We start from the raw sequence: 16,688 nt of genomic DNA, 5'->3' as shown, positions 1-16,688 counted from the left end.
AATTTTAATTAGTCGAACGATAAAATTTATCGCAATGGAGAGAGTAATTTGACGGTAACCATTTACGATGTAGCTAGAGAAGCAGGCGTGTCCATGGCGACGGTATCACGGGTTGTGAACAATAACCCCAACGTGAAACCGCAGACCCGTAAGAAGGTATTCGAAGCGATTGAGCGTTTGGGCTATCGTCCGAATGCCGTGGCGAGAGGGCTCGCCAGCAAGAAAACGACGACCGTCGGCGTCGTCATTCCCGATATCTCCAACTCCATCTTTGCGGAAATCGCCCGCGGGATCGAAGATATCGCTAATATGTATCATTACAATATTATTCTGTGTAATGCGGATAAACGTAAAGAAAAGGAAATCCGTGTTATTAACACGCTGCTGGAGAAGCAGGTCGACGGATTGCTATTCATGGGCGGCACTGTGACCGATGAGCATATTCAAGCTTTCCAGACCTCAGCGGTTCCGATTGTACTTTGCGCAACCCGCGATGAGAAAGGGACTTATCCTTCGGTGGATATCGATCATGAGGCAGCGGCATATGACGCCGTGAACACCTTGATCCGCCACGGCCACCGTGAAATCGCTATGATCAGCGGCACGCTGCAGGACCCGGCTAACGGTTATGCCCGTTTTCAGGGATATAAGAAGGCGCTGGAGAATGCCGGCATCGAATACCAGGAGGACCTGGTGCGGATCGGCAACTACCGGTACGAATCCGGTGTCGAAGCGATGAAGTATTTCCTCGGTCTTAAGAAGAAACCGACGGCTATCTTCGCCGCAACCGATGAAATGGCAATCGGCGCGATCCACAGCATCCAGGATGAAGGCTTCAAGGTTCCCGATGATTTCTCGATCATCAGCGTAGACAACATCCGGATGGCCTCCATGGTCCGGCCGCTGCTGACTACAGTCGCCCAGCCGATGTATGACCTTGGCGCGGTAGCGATGCGTCTGCTAACCAAGCTGATGAAGAAAGAAACGGTGGACAACCCCCGCGTAATTTTGCCGCATGAGACGATTCTTCGTCTGTCGGTCAATCATCTGAATAAATAAGGGCTGACCTGCACACTGGATAGTCCGAACATAACGAAGCTCCGGTTACGGAGCTTTTTATGTTGCAGGAAACAAGAATAATGGAGGGATATCATGAATCAACCCACAGGCATTATTGGAGCCATGGATGAGGAAATTGCACTGCTTCTGGAGCGGATGGAAGACAGCGGCTCTGCCGTAAAAGCCGGGATCACCTACTATACTGGCAGGCTGCTGGGCAAGCCGGTGGTAGTCTGCAAGTCGGGAGTAGGTAAGGTTAACGCTGCTGTAACTACACAAATTCTGCTGGATACCTTCGGAGTGAACCGCGTGCTGTTTACAGGGGTAGCGGGGGCGCTCCATCCGGAGCTGGAAATCGGTGATATCGTTATATCGGAGAGCTGCATGCAGCATGATATGGATGTGACGCCGCTCGGATATCCCAAGGGGGTCATTCCATATCAGGAGACCTCTGTATTCAAAGCCGACCCGCCGCTCACGGCGCTGGCCGAAGAGGCTTGCCGGGCGCTCAACTGCCGTTATGTAACAGGCCTGGTTCTGTCGGGCGATCAGTTCATTGCCAGCGGCGAAGCCGTGCTGCAGCTTCGTGAGGAGCTGGGCGGGGCATGCGCCGAAATGGAGGGGGCGGCGGTAGGGCAGGTTTGTTTCATGAACGGCGTGCCGTTTGTCATCATCCGTTCCATGTCCGATAAAGCCGACGGCTCGGCACACCTGAATTACCGCGATTTTACCGAAACGGCTGCCCGTAATTCCTGTGCCATTCTGGAGTATATGCTGCAAGCATTGTGACCGGCCTTTCAAATATCTAATACATAAAGCGCTGCCTGAAACGGACTCTGTCAAAAGCCTCCTGCGAAGACACCGGCACTTCCTTGCCGATCCGGACCATGAGGCAATTGGCGGGATGGGAGCAAATCTCCGGATCATCCGTGGCGTACCACACCATATCGACGGTCTTCATCAGCTTCTCCATCATATGCCGGTACGCCCACACATCCAGCCCGCTGCCCTTCAGGTCCCAATGCCAATAATATTCGGTCGTAAATACGATACAGTTCTCAAGCTGCTCCCGTTCAAAAGCGCTGGCAATCAGCAGCTTGGCCAGTCCGCTTCCCCGATAATCATCCGCCACTTCCACCGCTCCCAGCTCAATCAGGTCCTTCATTCCGCCTTGTGACCACAGTTCCTGCTCGTCCGGATAATGGAAAGTAACATAACCGACGACTGTTGTCCCGTCCAGCGCTGTAATCACCCGGCCCTCCGGCAAATCCGCAATTTCAGTCAGCGCCTCCAGCTGTTCATGCGGTTTACGGAAGGCATCGAGGTCAGCATGCATGGTTAAACCAGCCAGATACGGGGACGGGAGAGGGCCGCCAACTGTAAGTGTACGCTCCTTATGCCTGTGAAGATGCGAAACCGGGATTTTGCGGTGATTCATATCTCTGCTCCTTCCACAACCTGATTATGGTATGTAAACGCTTCCTGTGATATACTGATTCAGACATAAAAAATTCACAATTACAATATTGACACTATTGCCTGCAGCAGAGTTCTCACCCCTAAAGCTTAAATCAAAGACGAAAGGGAGGCAAGAGAAATGGGGCAAGTCCAGCGTGAAATTGTGCCGGCAAGTGCGGCAGACCCGAATATGCGGGATTATTCGTTGGAAGTCAACGGCTTCCGCTGGGAGGACGTCGCCAGTGCGTTCTCCTGGTACACCAGCGGGAAAGTCAATATGGCCCATGAAGCGGTGGACCGGCATGTACTGGAAGGGCGCGGCGACCGGACGGCGCTGATTTACAGCGATGCCGGGAGCGAGGAGCGCTATTCCTTCAGTGAGCTCCGGGAGCAGTCGAACCGGGTGGGCAATGTCCTGCGCGGGCTCGGGATCGGCAAAGGTGACAGAGTGTTTATTTTCATGCCGCGCTGTCCGGCGCTGTATTTCAGTCTGCTTGGCATTCTGAAGGTCGGAGCGGTAGCCGGGCCCTTGTTCGAAGCGTTTATGGAGACAGCCGTCAAGGATCGGCTGGAGGACAGCGGTGCAGTGGCGCTGATTACAACGCCGGAGCTGCTGCAGCGCGTGAAACGTGCGGAGCTTCCCGAGCTGCGCCATATAGTTGTAGTGGGCGGTACCGGCGCTTCGGACGAAGGAACGATCAGTTATGAGCAAGCGACGGCCGCAGCCTCCGGAGAACTGGAAACAGAGTGGCTGAGCCTGGAAGACGGTCTGATCATGCATTACACCTCCGGCTCAACCGGTAAGCCGAAGGGTGTCTATCACCTGCAGCGGGCAATGATCCAGCATTATTATACAGGCAAGGCTGTGCTTGATCTGAAGGAGGCCGATGTGTACTGGTGCACAGCGGATCCGGGCTGGGTCACGGGGACTTCATACGGTATATTTGCCCCGTGGCTGAACGGGGTGACAAATATAGTGCGCGGAGGGCGGTTCAGCCCGCAGGACTGGTACCGGACCATCGAACGCTACCGCGTCACCGTCTGGTATAGCGCGCCTACTGCGTTCCGCATGCTGATGGGGGCGGGGGAAGGTGCGCTTCAGGGCGTAGATATCAGCAGTCTCCGTCATGTAATGTCGGTAGGGGAGCCGCTGAATCCCGAAGTGGTCCGCTGGGGACAGCGGGTGTACCGTCAGCGTATCCATGATACCTGGTGGATGACGGAGACCGGAGCGCAGCTGATCTGCAATTATCCGGCCATGGACATTAAACCGGGTTCCATGGGCCGGCCGCTGCCTGGCATAGAAGCCGCCATCCTGGATGACCGCGGCCACCGGCTTCCGCCGTATGCCATGGGCAACCTGGCTATCCGGACCCCCTGGCCTTCGGTGATGGGGGCGATCTGGAACAATCCGGACAAATTCAACGAGCATTTCCGCATACCCGGCTGGTATGTCTCCGGCGATTCAGCCTACATGGATGAGGACGGCTATTTCTGGTTCCAGGGACGGATCGATGATGTTATTAATTCCTCCGGAGAACGGATTGGTCCGTTCGAGGTGGAAAGCAAGCTGGTGGAGCATCCGGCGGTAGCTGAGGCAGGCGTGATCGGCAAGCCGGATACGCTCCGGGGAGAGATTATTAAAGCGTTTATCGCACTCCGGGAAGGCTTTACGCCAACGGATACGTTGAAGGAGGAAATTTCCGCATTCGTCAAGGCAGGGCTTTCGGCCCATGCTGCTCCGCGGGAGATTGAATTCAAAGAGAAGCTTCCCAAGACCCGATCCGGCAAAATCATGCGCCGGGTGCTGAAAGCCTGGGAGCTGCAGCTGCCTGCCGGCGATTTATCCACCATTGAGGATTAACCCGCTCACTGGATTAAATGCAAAGAAACCGTTCCTTGAACGTCAAGGAACGGTTTCTTTAATATGGTAGCCTGGTCCGGCCAGTCCTTACGGTGCGCTGCCTGCAGTGTTGCCGGCAGTATTGCCCGAAGCGTTGCCGGGAGCATTGTTTCCGCTGCCCGCTTCACCGCTCATAGCAGGCGGCTCAATAATAATCATTCCGGAATCCTCGGTATTCTCCGGCGGGAGTCCATCCTCCGGCGTAGGTACTGCCCCCGGATCGCTTTCCGGTGACGGGGTAATCTCCGGAGTGGCTGCAATGCCGCCGGCCACACTCGCCGAAGATGTCTCGTGCCCGGCCACATCGACGGCTGTGACATAGAACGTGGCGTTCACGCTTTGCGGAGTCCCCGGATTAAATACGGTGGCTTCCCCGACCGAGAGGACTGCTTGCTTCTTGAAGGCTCCTCCGTTCAGCGACCGGTAGAGCCGGTAACCGACAACGTCGGCCGAGCTGCTCGGCGTAAAGTTAATGACGGCTTTGCCGGTGCTGTAGGAGACGCTCACTGTGCCTGGAGGGGCAGGAGATGAGCCGTCGTCCACCCGCGGATCCACCTCGGTCGGGAAGTCGGTCTTTGCGTCTGCAGGCATATAATACGCCAGCGACTCATGTTCTTCCATCCCTTCAAAAGCGGCCAGGAGCTCCTTCACCAGATCCTGTATCGGCTTTTCGCGCTTAACCACAATTTTTTCTTTGAGGAAGTCCTCAGGCGTACCTTCCAGCGGCAGGTAATTCACGTCGTTGAAGGTAATGTATTTGGCTTTGGATATGCCGTCATCGCTGTCCGTAGGCACAAATTCGGCATTGAACAAATCGGTAGTGAACTTGTCGGTCAGCTCGGTCGGCAGCTTGCCGCTGTAGGCGGAGACCGTCTTCTTGACGATACCCTCCGGCTGCGGGAATTCTTTGGTGGCAAAAAGCTCCGGCTGCTTATCGATTACAGCATTCATGACCTTGGTCCATAAGGTCTGGGCTTGCCGTTTCTGCTTATCACCCTCCAGCGTGTTGATCTGCTCTTTATAGCCGACCCACATGCCGAGTGTGACATCCGGAGTATAGCCCATGAACCAGACATCCCCGTAATTCTGTGTTGAACCCGTCTTGCCGACAATCGGCACTTCCTTGAAGTGCTCAAAGTTGCTCTTGACGGTAGAAGCCGTACCCTCTGTGATTACAGTGCGCAGCATATCGGTCATCAGGTAAGCGGTCTGCTCGGAGAACACCTGCTCCGGACTGTCTTTATGCTGGTAGATAATTTTGCCCTGGGCATCGACAATTTTCTCGATCATATAAGCATCATTGAAAGCACCCTGGTTGCCGATGGCAGAGTAGGCATTGGTCAGCTCTTCTACGGACACCCCGTAACGCAGCCCGCCGATAACGCCTGTCTGTGCCTGATAGTCGTTATCCTGGAGGGTCGTGATCCCCAGCTTCTTGGCAAAAGCCCAGGCATTGTCGATGCCGACCTTGTCGTTAAACAGCTTCAGCGCCGGCAGATTAAGCGATTTGTTCAGCGCATAGCGCGCTGTTACAAGTCCCTGGTAACGGTTATTGGCATTCTTCGGAATATGGAAGCCCTTAGAGCCGTCTTTCAAAATGATCGGCGCATCGTCCAGTATGCTTGCCGGTTGGATCAGTCCGGCATCGAGCGCCGGCAGATAAGCAGCAATCGGCTTCATGGTCGAGCCGGGCTGGCGGATCATTTGCGTGGCATAATTCATCTGTTCAATGTTGAAGTCACGGCCTTCGATCATTCCGAGGATCGCCCCGGTCTTATTCTCGATCATCATCCCTGCGGTCTGTTCGACGCCTTTGGTCTTGCTGTCTTTTGTGAAATTGTCTTTGTCGTCGGAGACGCTGTGCATAGCGTTGTATACTTTCTTGTCTATCGTCGTATACACGCGGTATCCGCCCGTCATGAGCTGCTGGCGTGCTTCTTCGAGAAGCACGGTGTCATCAGCCGTGGAAGTGTCTTCAGTGAGGCCGTTCTTGCTCAGGTTGATCGAGAGCAGAATACCTGCCGCCTGGCGCTCGGTCTCCAGCATCAGATAAGGATATGTAGCATAGGCCTTCTTGGTATGCGGTGCCAGCGAGCCCTTGATGTCGAACAGCAGGGCCTCGTCATACTGCGTGGTTGTAATCTTGTTCTCCTCGAGCATCCGGCGGAGCACAAGCTGCTGGCGTTCAAGCGCGCGGTTAAAAGCGGTCTCATTAAACTCCCCGACGCCGTTGAAGGCGGAGTATGAGGAAGGGAGCTGCGGAAGCCCGGCCAGATATGCAGCCTGGGCGACATTCAGCTTATCCAGATCATCCAGTCCGAAGATGCCTTTGGCGGCGGCCTTGATGCCGAACACGTTGTATCCGTTCGAGCCGTTGCCGAACGGGACTTTGTTCAGATAGGCGGTAATAATCTCATTCTTGGAGACAAAGCGCTCCATGCGCAGGGCCAGCAGAATCTCTTTCACCTTGCGGTCTTCAGTGCGGTCCAGATTCAGGAACACGCGTCTGGCAAGCTGCTGGGTCAGCGTGCTGCCGCCGGTCTGTACGGATTCGTTCAACAGCCGCTGCTTGACGGCACGCAGGGTGCTGCTGAAGTCGACACCTTTATGGCTGTAGAAATTGTTGTCCTCAATAGCGAGGACGGCATCAATGACAAGCTGCGGTATATCATCATATGCGATTATTCTGCGGTCCTCTTCGGTTCTCAGCTGGCCGATCGGCTGCCCGTCGCGGAAATAGGCAAAGCCGGTGATGGCATTCTGGCTGATCTGCTGCTGAATGATTTCTTCGGAGCGTACGGGTTCATCCTTCACAATGGAAGTGACGTAGCCCGCGAGTGCTCCTCCGGCAAACAAAAGGCCCATAATGCCGAGTATAAACATCCATTTTACGACAGATCCGATTCTGCGGAGCCAGGATCTGCGGGGTGGACGCTGTTTTACGGATTTCTTTTTGTTCTCCTCAACCATCGACGATAATCCTCCTTTTAACGGAACTATTATAGCACAATTTGCCGCTTTTGAATGCGCTTCTGCGTAAAGGAGGGGCGCCGGCAGAAAAAGGCAAAAGAGCATACAAAAAGCCCCCGGACATATCCGGGGGCTTTACGTTCGCCGGTTAGGCGGATCTTAACGGTTGTAGAATTCGACGATTTGCTTCTCGTCGATGTCTTGGGACAGCTCGGCGCGTTCCGGCAAACGGATGTATTTGCCTTCGAAAGCAGCGTCGGCGTATTCCAGGTAAGCCGGCAGATGAGTGCGGCCTTCCAGAGCTTCCTTGATGGATTTCATCGAACGGCTTCTTTCGCGCAGGCCGATAACGTCGCCTACACTTACACGGTAAGAAGCGATATCGACTTTCTTGCCGTTAACGGTTACGTGACCGTGGGAGACCAGCTGACGCGCGCCGGCGCGGGAGTTGGCGAAGCCCAGACGGTATACGAGGTTGTCCAGACGGCTTTCGAGCAGGAACATGAAGTTTTCGCCCGCGATACCTTGCAGCTTCTGAGCCTTGGAGAACAGCGTGCGGAATTGCTTCTCGCCCAAGCCGTACATGTGGCGCAGTTTCTGCTTCTCGAGCAACTGCATGCCGTAGTTGCTTACTTTGCGGCGTTGGTTAGCGCCATGTTGTCCCGGAGGGAAAGGACGCTTCAAATCTTTGCCTGTTCCGCTGAGGGAAATGCCCAGGCGGCGGCTGAGTTTAAATTTAGGACCGGTGTAACGTGCCATATTATAGTAGACTCCTTTAAATTAAATTTCATTTGAGGGCTCTATTTGCGCCGCGAATCGTATCCGTGAAAGCATTCTGTGGTTTCACACTGCCAGGGAAGTTCAGCCGCTGCCCCGGCAGTAACGATAAGCGTGAGGGTGACACAACGTTCCGCCCGATAAGACTTGTTACAGTCTTGTTCAACAATAAATATTATATGAAAATGAATGCTAAAGTCAAGCAACTCTTTAAATAGTTTTTTGTCAATCTTTGTCGTTAGTTCTTTGGTCCTAAAAAAAATCAGGCCATTGCGGAAAATATAATGCAATGCGGGAGGAAAGGGAGTAAAATGTAGCTAATTGGATGCAATCGGATTCTTCAAATTGGATGCAAAGGGGATCCTCTTATGTCAGATCAGGAAGCGCGTGATCAAGAATATTATCGTGCGCTGTTGCAGGAAGCCGTGAGATCAGGCGGAGAACTTCATGATCCCGCCGCTTGGTTAAAGGAAACGGATATCGTCTCCCACGACTTTCCTTATGCTGCGAGGCTTATTGCAGAAAGTTTCAGGGAGTGGCGCACGGAGTCCGCTCCGCAATATGCAAAGCACTGGGATTGGTGTGTACTAAGCCACGAAGCCAAATGGATCGGCCCTGCTGTGCAGACCGTGCCCGGCCGGGAGGACACAGAACGCCGCCTGCGCAGCAAATGGCTGGAATACGCCGCCATCAGTCTCGCCTCCGGAGAAATATTTGCCGCACCGGAGCAGATGGACGGCCAGCAGATCTATCTGATGACCTTTCCGCTGCGCACCCGCAAGCTGGGGGAAATCTTTGCGCTGCTGTGCTGTGCAATGCCTGCGGTGCAGTATGAACAAGGAGGTTGGCACACGGCGGAAGCGATGGCCATGCATTTTCCCGTCTGCTTTTACCGGAACTTCGAGCATCTTTTTGTGTCCGATTTGGCCCGGACCCACCAGCAAGCGGAACGGGAGAATAACCGCCGCTCTTTGCTGTTTCAGATCGTGCAGCGGATGCATGACAACATTGATGTAAATGCCGTGCTCTCGGAGGTCATCGACAGTATCCTGGCCATGTACCCGGGTGCCCGGCTGGATTTGTTCATGTCACAGGATCACCGCAGCACCCATCCGCAGGTCAAGCCGCTGCAGCTCCGGCTGGGCAGCGATGATGTATGCGCGCGAGCCTTTAAGGACGGCCAGATAACCCTGAATGCCGGACGGGACGAGAGCGATATAGTGGAGATCGGCCTGCCGCTCGGCGGCAAGCAAGGGGTGTACGGGGTATTTCATATGATCATGGACAAGCCCTCCTTCCCTGAAGTGGATTTGCGTTTTTTGGCAATGGTGGCCGATACAGCGGGAACCGCCTTTGAGAACGCTAAGCTGTATGAGCGTTCCAATCAGCTGATCCGCGAGCTGCGGATGAGCAATGAACTGACGCAGCGGCTGAATCAGAGTCTGCGGCTGGGCGATATTTTCCAATATGCCTTCGAAGAGCTGCTGGAGATGTTCGGCGCCGATTATTGCTGTATCTTGCATATGAATGAAGAGAAGGGCGGCCTGGAGGTCATTGCCTGCAATCACCTTCCGCTGGTCGGCGAAATCATCGGCTGCGGGGAAGGCATCAGCGGTAAAGTGTATACAACGGGAGAAGCAATCATCCTCTCGGATTTTGCCGGTACGCCCGGAGCGAAGTCGCGGCTGATGGAAGCGACCCGCTCGCAGTCATTGATTGCCGTTCCGCTGAATGTCGGCGGTGTAGTGCGGGGGACGATTATGCTGGCCCACCAGTCCGCGCATTTCTTTTCCTACGACAGCTTCAGGCTGTTGCAGGCAATGGCCGGACATATCGGCCTGGCGGTAGGCAATGCCCGCCTGCATGCGGAGGTGCGTTATCTGGCGAACCGGGACAGTCTTACAGGGCTGTATGCCCGTCATTATCTCGACGAGGAGATTAAGGAGCGGATGACGGCAGATTTTTGCGGCTCATTGATTGTCGTGGATATTGACCAGTTCAAGACGGTGAACGATACTTACGGCCATCAGCGGGGGGACAAAATCCTTAAGCAGGTCAGCGAGATTATCAAGTCGTCTATCCGCCAGGGCGACATTGCCGCCAGGTGGGGCGGCGAGGAACTGGCAGTCTATCTGCCGCAGCTTGGTGTGCAGCAAGCGGTCAATGTAGCTGAGAGAATCCGCAAACGGGTAATGGGAGAAACAGAGCCCAGAGTTACCGTATCCTGCGGAGTGGCAGAGTGGAGCTGGATCGACGAGCGGGTAAGCGTCGAGTCGCTGTTCTACCGCGCCGATATGGCGCTTTACGAAGCGAAGAATAACGGACGCAACCTGGTCGTTATCGACAGTGCGCTTACGGAAGGTTTGATTAAGAAGCCCCTGGCCTAGCCGGGGGCTTTTCTATTATGCAGCAGGAGGTATACAAGGCCGGCGGGCAGGGGATACAGCCGCAGACTTAGGGACAACCTAACAGTAGTTTATGGCAACCATACTGCTCGGGAAAGGCTTGAATGTTATGCAAATATGGAAGAGGTTTATAAGCGCCCCAAAGGCACTTCTTTTGCTGTTAGCCTGCTGCCTGCTCTGCTCCGGTTGCTCTGCTTCTGGCGGGCAAAAGCCGGCGGCAGAAGCGCTGAGCCTGGCGCTGGCCGGCATGGACGGAAGCGACGGCGTATCCTTTGAGGGAGCGGCCGCCCTGATGCTGAACGGCAAGCTGCTTGAAGAATCGGCGTTATATTACGGCGGCAATGTCGAAGATCATCACAAGGTGAGCCTGCATACGCTGCTCCCGGACGGTGAAGGACAGCAGACGGCTGCTGCCGGAAGACAGAAGCGGAACAAGCAGACTGCGGCCACCTACGCTACACGTCTGGAGAAAACGGATGGCGGCTGGACCATGCTGGCGGAAACGGCAGCGGATGAATGGAATCCGCTGCCCGGGCTAAATCCGCTCCGCCAGCTGGAGGAAATGGAGCAGCTGGCGAAACGGCAGGTCACCGAAGAAGGAGGAGCGGCCGCAGGTATCCGCCTGCTGCGCATTGAGCTTGCTCCTGAAGCGGCCAAGGAGCAATTAGCCGCCGCCCTGGAGCGCGATATGCTGGTGATCCGTCCAGCTGCGTCAAACAGCGGTGCGGCCGACGGCAAGGAGGCGGCAGGGAAGGAGCTGTCGGCATACTGGGAGCAGAAGGAGCAAGAACTGCACGGAAAGCTGGCGGGGGCAGAAGTGGCCTCTATTTATTCCCTGCAGGTGGATGCCAAGCGCAACCGGCCGAAGAAGCTGTCATGGACGCGCAGGATAACCTATCCCGGTTCTGCAGGGCAAGCGACCGAGGAAGTATATGTGTCCGAAGTGGAGTTCTACGGTTACCGCTGAGATTTCTTCGCGGTCACAACGCTTGCGCTTGACAGTCGTCGTGCTACAATAGTAAACGGTACGTCTATTTTTTAGCTTGAGGAAGGAAGCGAGAAGCGATGAAGGACCCCAGAATTCAGAAGCTGGCGGAGAATCTGGTCGGGTACTCCGTGAATGTACAGCCCGGCGAAAATGTGCTGGTGGAAATGATCGGCACAGAAAGAGATTTGATCAAGGCGGTTGTGGAAGAGATCGGCAAAGCCGGAGGTAACGCATTCGTGCAGCTGACAGACCGTACGGTCCTGCGTAGCATGCTTAAATATGCCACCAAGGAAAGCCTGCAGACCTGGGCGGATATCGACCTGAACCGCATGAAGCAGATGGATGGTTATATCGGCATCCGTGCCGGCGAGAACATCAACGATCTGGCTGATGTGCCGGAAGAGAATATGAAGCTGTATAACGCGATTTATTCACATGCGGTACATAGCGAGCAGCGCGTGAAGCACACGAAATGGGTTGTGCTGCGTTACCCGAACGCGAGCATGGCGCAACTTGCCAATACGACTACAGAGGCGTTTGAGGATTTCTATTTCGAGGTATGCAATCTGGACTACGCCAAGATGGATAAGGCGCAGGATGCGCTGGCCGATCTGATGCGCCGTACCGACAGGGTCCGGCTGGCGGGTCCGGGCACAGACCTCAGCTTCTCGATCAAAGGCATCGGCGCCGAGAAGTGCTCCGGGCAGCGCAACATTCCCGACGGTGAAGTGTACAGTGCCCCGGTACGGGACTCTGTCAATGGTACGATCAGCTATAACGCGGCTACGGTGTATAATGGTATTACCTTCGAGAATGTGAAGTTCACTTTCGAGAACGGCAAAATTACCGAGGCATCCAGCAACGATACCGCCCGTCTGAACGAGATTCTGAATTCGGACGAAGGTGCGCGATATATCGGGGAGTTTGCTATCGGCTTTAATCCGTACATCCTGCATCCGATGAAGGACATCCTGTTCGACGAGAAGATTGCCGGCAGCCTGCACTTTACCCCGGGGCAAGCCTATGAGGTCACCGACAACGGCAACCGCTCCTCGATCCACTGGGATCTGGTGCTGATTCAGCGTCCGGAATACGGCGGTGGAGAAATTTATTTCGACGATGTGCTGATCCGCAAAGACGGGATCTTTGTCATACCGGAGCTGGAAGGTCTGAACCCTGAAAATCTGAAATAACCTGTAATAACAAGAAAATCCCTTGCGCGAGTAAGCGGATTCAATGTATCATGGTATTGATTACAAGACCTTGTTCCATAATCAAGTTGTGGAGGGATTCCTATGTCCAGTAACAATGCAGCAATCGTGGAAATTGCACAAACAGCAAGCAAATTCAACTCATCCATCGTTCTACAAGCGGACAACAAGTACATTGATGTTAAGAGCATCCTCGGTTTATTTACTACGCTGGTATCCAGCCAAAGCTATGAGCTGCATGTACACGGGTCCGATGCCGATGAAGCCAAACAGGCTATGAGCGAAGTATTTGCCAAACACGGATTGAAATTTACAGTGGTTGCTGAGTAGTGAGAGCTTGAATTTCATGAAGACGTCCTGCCCTGGCGGCAGGGCGTTTTTCCTGTGCAGGATTGTTCCAAACACAATTCTTGTATTAGGCCCCGATTTCGACTAATATTAAAGAAATGGCAAACCGCAGCAGTAACTTTTGGACATGGGGGGGAAAATGCATGACTTCATCAGATTTGCAGGAACAGCTGAATCTCAGAGCGATCACTCTTCTACAAGAAGATGCCAATAAAATTCAGAAGCTCATTGAAGTACAGATGGAGAATTTGGCGACGCGTTACTGTCCTCTCTATGAGGAAGTGCTCGATACCCAAATGTACGGCTTCTCCAGAGAAGTGGATTTTGCGGTCAGAGCCGGACTCGTGCCGGAGCTTACGGGCAAGCTGCTACTGAGCGAGCTGGAACGCAATTTGGCTGTATTATATGAGGCTTTGAACCAGAAGGCAGAGGAACGCGGGGTATAAGCGGCCTGTCAGCCAGTATCTCCGTTCATAGAAAACGCACATGAACCTCCGGCAATCCGGAAGCTCATGTGCGTTTTTGGTTTGTTTATACCAGATAAAAAGACACGCCGAGGATGACATAGACGGCGAGCAGAAGCAGGCCTTCATACCAGTTGGTTGAACCGTCCTGGGTAATGGATTTGGCGATAAACACGGAGACGGCAATCGCCACAATCTCAATAATGGTGAAGACGATATCCATCGTGCCGTGCATGAAGTAGCTGGAGAAAATAAGCACAGGTGCTACAAACAGCGCAATCTGCAGACTGCTTCCGACGGCAATCTCCACGGCCGCGCCGATCTTGTTCTTCATAGCCAGCATGATGGCGGCGCTGTGTTCGGCGGCATTGCCGATGATGGCCACCAGGAACGCACCGACGAACAGCTCGCTGAATCCGAAGCGCTCGGTCAAGGTTTCCAGTGTGCCGACCAGCCATTCGCTGACAAAGGCAACCATTACAGTTGCCAGGATGAGGTAGAGAACCGATTTGCCTTTGGACCAGACAGGCGGGTGCTCATTGGGCAGCTCCTCTTGGCCGTCCACCGCAACATCTGCGAGATACTTCTTGTGGGTAATCATCGAGAACACCAGCCAGGCGATATACGCGACGATCAGCACTCCCGCAACCACCAGACTCAGTGTCTTGGTATCACTCTCCGTAATAGAGTGGGTGTTGAAGAACATGGCGGGCACGAACAGGGCGATGACGGCCACGATCATGAGGGAGCCATTCATCCCCGCCAGCGTCACATTGAAGTTCTGCGTTTTAAACTTCAGGCCGCCGGCAAAAAGGCTGAGACCGAGCACGAGCAGCAGGTTGCCGATGATCGAGCCGGTTAAGCTTGCCTTAACCATGTCGTAAAGCCCTTCTTTGACCAGGAAAAAGGCGATAATCAGCTCTGCGGCATTGCCGAAGGTGGCGTTCAGGAAGCCGCCGAGCCGTTGTCCGGCGTAGTGGGCTACGCTTTCCGTCGCTCGGCCGAGAAAGCCGGCGACAAAGATGACGGCAACGGCGGAGACGGCGAACTGAAGCGTGTGGTCCCAGTCCGCATAGTGTCCGATGGCGCTGAGGATAAACGCGATGATCATCAGCGCAGGAGAAATCCATTTTTTCAAGTGCGACACACTCCAGTCTCAAAATATGTAGTTGTTAAATCCATATTTCACTATACCCAAATCAATCCAGTATGTAAACGGAATTGACAATGAGATGGATGTATTTGCTTTTTAACCCGCTTTCGAATTACAATAATTGATAATGAGTGTAGGGGGGATATGGCATGGCAGAACAACTTCAACAACTGGAAAATGGTAACATACGGATATCGAATGACGTCGTTTCGAAGATTGCCGGTATGGCCGCTCTGGAAACGCCGGGGATTGCAGCCATGTCAGGCGGATTGTCCGAAGGCTGGGCGAAGCGCCTCAGCGGCAAGAATGTGCAGAAGGGCGTTACCGTGGAAGTGGGGCAGCTGGAAGCGGCTGTAGATCTGCGGATTATCGTTCTGTATGAAACCCCGATTCACGAGGTTTGCCGGATGCTGCAGCAGAATGTACGTGAAGCAGTCGAGAGCATGACGGGTCTGCGCATCGTAGAGGTCAATGTCAAGGTTGAAGGCGTAGCCTTCAAGAACGACGAAATCGCGTAAGAAGCGGGCACGGTTCTTCAGCCGCCGGCGGCTTTCGGTCTAGCGGCCGGAACCGCATAGATAGGCAAGGCAAAAGGCAGTCCGGATAAACCGGACTGCCTTTTGTGTGTGCCTATCATTTATCTGCCGCCTGCGCTCCGGGCATTGCGGATTTCGCGGACGGTGACGGACTTGGTCACTTCCTCTTTGACTGGACGGGTGCTCTCACGGGAGATGCTCAGCATGATGCCCATACAGAGCATGCTGACCAGCAGCGAGGATCCGCCGTAGCTGATGAACGGCAGCGTAACGCCGGTCAGCGGGATCGTCTTGGTGACGCCGCCGATATTGATAAAGGCCTGAATGGCGATAAGGCCCATGATGCCGATCCCGACGAGCGTACCGAACGGGTCGGTGCAGCGGAGGGCGATCAGAATGCCCCGCCAGATGAAATACAGATACAGCAGCAGGAAAATGGAGGTTCCGATAAAGCCCAGCTCCTCGCCGACAATGGAAAAGATAAAGTCAGTATACGGATAGGGCAGATAATGCAGCTTCTGCACGCTCTGACCGAAGCCCGTGCCGGTGGTTCCGCCTTCGCCGAAGGCAATCAGCGACTGGACGATATTGAAGCCGCTGTCGGACTCGTCCGCGAGCGGGTCCATAAAGGCGGTGATACGGTCCAGCTTGTAGCTGCCCTCCACAGCGGCTGTATTGGAAGCGGGGGAAAGCGAATCGACAGCCATCTTAGCGCCCATCACAATGCCAACGCCGAGCACAAGCAGGGCAATGGATCCGAGAATATGCTTCATGCTGGCTCCGCCCGCATAGATGACCAGTCCGCTGGTGGCTACCAGGATCAGGCAGGAGCCCAGATCCGGCTGCATCATGATCAGTCCGGCTACGATTCCGACGATGACCATGACCGGGATATAACCGGTGCGCAAATCGCGGAAGCGTTCGCCTTTCTTGGTAATCAGCGCCGACAGGTACAAGATGATCGAGAGCTTGGCCAGCTCAGTCGGCTGAATTCCCATCTTGCCGATGCTCAGCCAGCTCTTGGCACCGTTGATTCTTTCCGTGAAAGCGACAAGCAGCAGCAGGATTAGTGTCAGGACGAACAGCGGAGCATACCATTTCTTGAATTTGCTGTAATGGATGTTCATTGCTGTAAACATGACGACGGTACCCATAGCCACCCACATCACTTGGCGCTTAATGAAGTATAAAGGATCATTGCCGAATTTATCGCTGGCCAGCGTCAGGCTGGAGCTGGAGCTGAAGACCATGACAAGTCCGAAGCCCACCAGCAGCAGCGTCAAAATAAGCAGCTGAAAATCCGGTGTGCCTCTGGACGGCAGGCTGGCTTTAGCTTTGGCTTTGGGGGCCTGCCTGGCTTTCGAATTGCTTCTGGGCTTGGCGGCGGTTTTGACGGTTCCTTTCACGGCGCTCATG

At 54.3% G+C, this 16,688-nt stretch carries 14 protein-coding genes; 9 read left to right on the top strand and 5 right to left on the bottom strand.

What is annotated here, in order from left to right:
* Positions 1–48: 48 nt before the first annotated feature.
* A complete protein-coding gene (gene ccpA, locus F1381_RS10455) occupies positions 49–1,059 on the top strand; it encodes a catabolite control protein A (RefSeq protein WP_151734790.1) in 1,011 nt (336 codons plus the stop codon).
* 93 nt (positions 1,060–1,152) lie between these two features.
* Positions 1,153–1,848, top strand: coding sequence for a 5'-methylthioadenosine/adenosylhomocysteine nucleosidase (locus tag F1381_RS10450; protein ID WP_151734789.1), 696 nt, complete (start codon positions 1,153–1,155; stop codon positions 1,846–1,848).
* A gap of 16 nt (positions 1,849–1,864) precedes the next feature.
* Here the strand turns inward: F1381_RS10450 and F1381_RS10445 are convergent, their stop codons facing one another.
* The gene (locus F1381_RS10445) at positions 1,865–2,497 is read right to left on the bottom strand and encodes a GNAT family N-acetyltransferase (protein WP_151734788.1); all 633 of its coding nucleotides are present in this window, start codon (positions 2,495–2,497) and stop codon (positions 1,865–1,867) included.
* A gap of 210 nt (positions 2,498–2,707) precedes the next feature.
* Here F1381_RS10445 and acsA point away from each other — a divergent pair, with 210 nt between their 5' ends.
* The gene (acsA, locus tag F1381_RS10440; protein WP_246187995.1) at positions 2,708–4,381 is read left to right on the top strand and encodes an acetate--CoA ligase; all 1,674 of its coding nucleotides are present in this window, start codon (positions 2,708–2,710) and stop codon (positions 4,379–4,381) included.
* A gap of 87 nt (positions 4,382–4,468) precedes the next feature.
* On the opposite strand, the gene F1381_RS10435 is transcribed toward acsA, so the two are convergent.
* Together F1381_RS10435 and rpsD are read right to left on the bottom strand one after the other, a co-directional pair.
* Positions 4,469–7,390, bottom strand: a complete 2,922-nt coding sequence (locus tag F1381_RS10435; RefSeq protein WP_151734786.1) for a transglycosylase domain-containing protein — start codon at positions 7,388–7,390, stop codon at positions 4,469–4,471.
* Between the two features lie 159 nt (positions 7,391–7,549).
* Positions 7,550–8,149, bottom strand: coding sequence for a 30S ribosomal protein S4 (gene rpsD / locus F1381_RS10430; RefSeq protein WP_150268618.1), 600 nt, complete (start codon positions 8,147–8,149; stop codon positions 7,550–7,552).
* A gap of 386 nt (positions 8,150–8,535) precedes the next feature.
* Between rpsD and F1381_RS10425 the strand changes: the two genes are divergently transcribed.
* The 5 genes from F1381_RS10425 to F1381_RS10405 all read left to right on the top strand — a co-directional run bounded on the left by F1381_RS10425 (position 8,536) and on the right by F1381_RS10405 (position 13,565).
* Positions 8,536–10,554 (top strand): sensor domain-containing diguanylate cyclase, encoded by a 2,019-nt coding sequence (locus F1381_RS10425; RefSeq protein ID WP_151734785.1) that lies wholly within the window; start codon positions 8,536–8,538, stop codon positions 10,552–10,554.
* Positions 10,555–10,681: 127 nt separating this feature from the next.
* Positions 10,682–11,539: a hypothetical protein gene (locus tag F1381_RS10420; RefSeq protein ID WP_187355284.1), complete on the top strand. Its 858-nt coding sequence runs from the start codon at positions 10,682–10,684 to the stop codon at positions 11,537–11,539.
* A gap of 98 nt (positions 11,540–11,637) precedes the next feature.
* Positions 11,638–12,753, top strand: coding sequence for an aminopeptidase (locus F1381_RS10415; RefSeq protein ID WP_151734783.1), 1,116 nt, complete (start codon positions 11,638–11,640; stop codon positions 12,751–12,753).
* A gap of 102 nt (positions 12,754–12,855) precedes the next feature.
* Complete coding sequence (locus F1381_RS10410; protein WP_151734782.1) at positions 12,856–13,101, top strand: HPr family phosphocarrier protein; 246 nt, start codon at positions 12,856–12,858, stop codon at positions 13,099–13,101.
* Positions 13,102–13,262: 161 nt separating this feature from the next.
* Positions 13,263–13,565: an Fpa/YlaN family protein gene (locus F1381_RS10405; RefSeq protein WP_151734781.1), complete on the top strand. Its 303-nt coding sequence runs from the start codon at positions 13,263–13,265 to the stop codon at positions 13,563–13,565.
* 85 nt (positions 13,566–13,650) lie between these two features.
* On the opposite strand, the gene cax is transcribed toward F1381_RS10405, so the two are convergent.
* Complete coding sequence (gene cax, locus F1381_RS10400) at positions 13,651–14,721, bottom strand: calcium/proton exchanger (RefSeq protein WP_151734780.1); 1,071 nt, start codon at positions 14,719–14,721, stop codon at positions 13,651–13,653.
* Between the two features lie 164 nt (positions 14,722–14,885).
* On the opposite strand from cax, the gene F1381_RS10395 reads away from it, so the two are divergent.
* The gene (locus F1381_RS10395; RefSeq protein ID WP_151734779.1) at positions 14,886–15,254 is read left to right on the top strand and encodes an Asp23/Gls24 family envelope stress response protein; all 369 of its coding nucleotides are present in this window, start codon (positions 14,886–14,888) and stop codon (positions 15,252–15,254) included.
* A 119-nt stretch (positions 15,255–15,373) separates the two neighbouring features.
* Here F1381_RS10395 and ftsW read toward each other — a convergent pair whose 3' ends face one another.
* Positions 15,374–16,687, bottom strand: coding sequence for a putative lipid II flippase FtsW (ftsW, locus tag F1381_RS10390; protein WP_151734778.1), 1,314 nt, complete (start codon positions 16,685–16,687; stop codon positions 15,374–15,376).
* Between the last annotated feature and the right edge of the window lies 1 nt (position 16,688).

It is taken from the genome of Paenibacillus tengchongensis, from assembly GCF_008973665.1.
GTDB lineage: Bacteria > Bacillota > Bacilli > Paenibacillales > Paenibacillaceae > Paenibacillus_AQ > Paenibacillus_AQ tengchongensis.
Note: the sequence above shows the minus strand (reverse complement) of the source record. Positions and strands in the feature narration are given on the sequence as shown.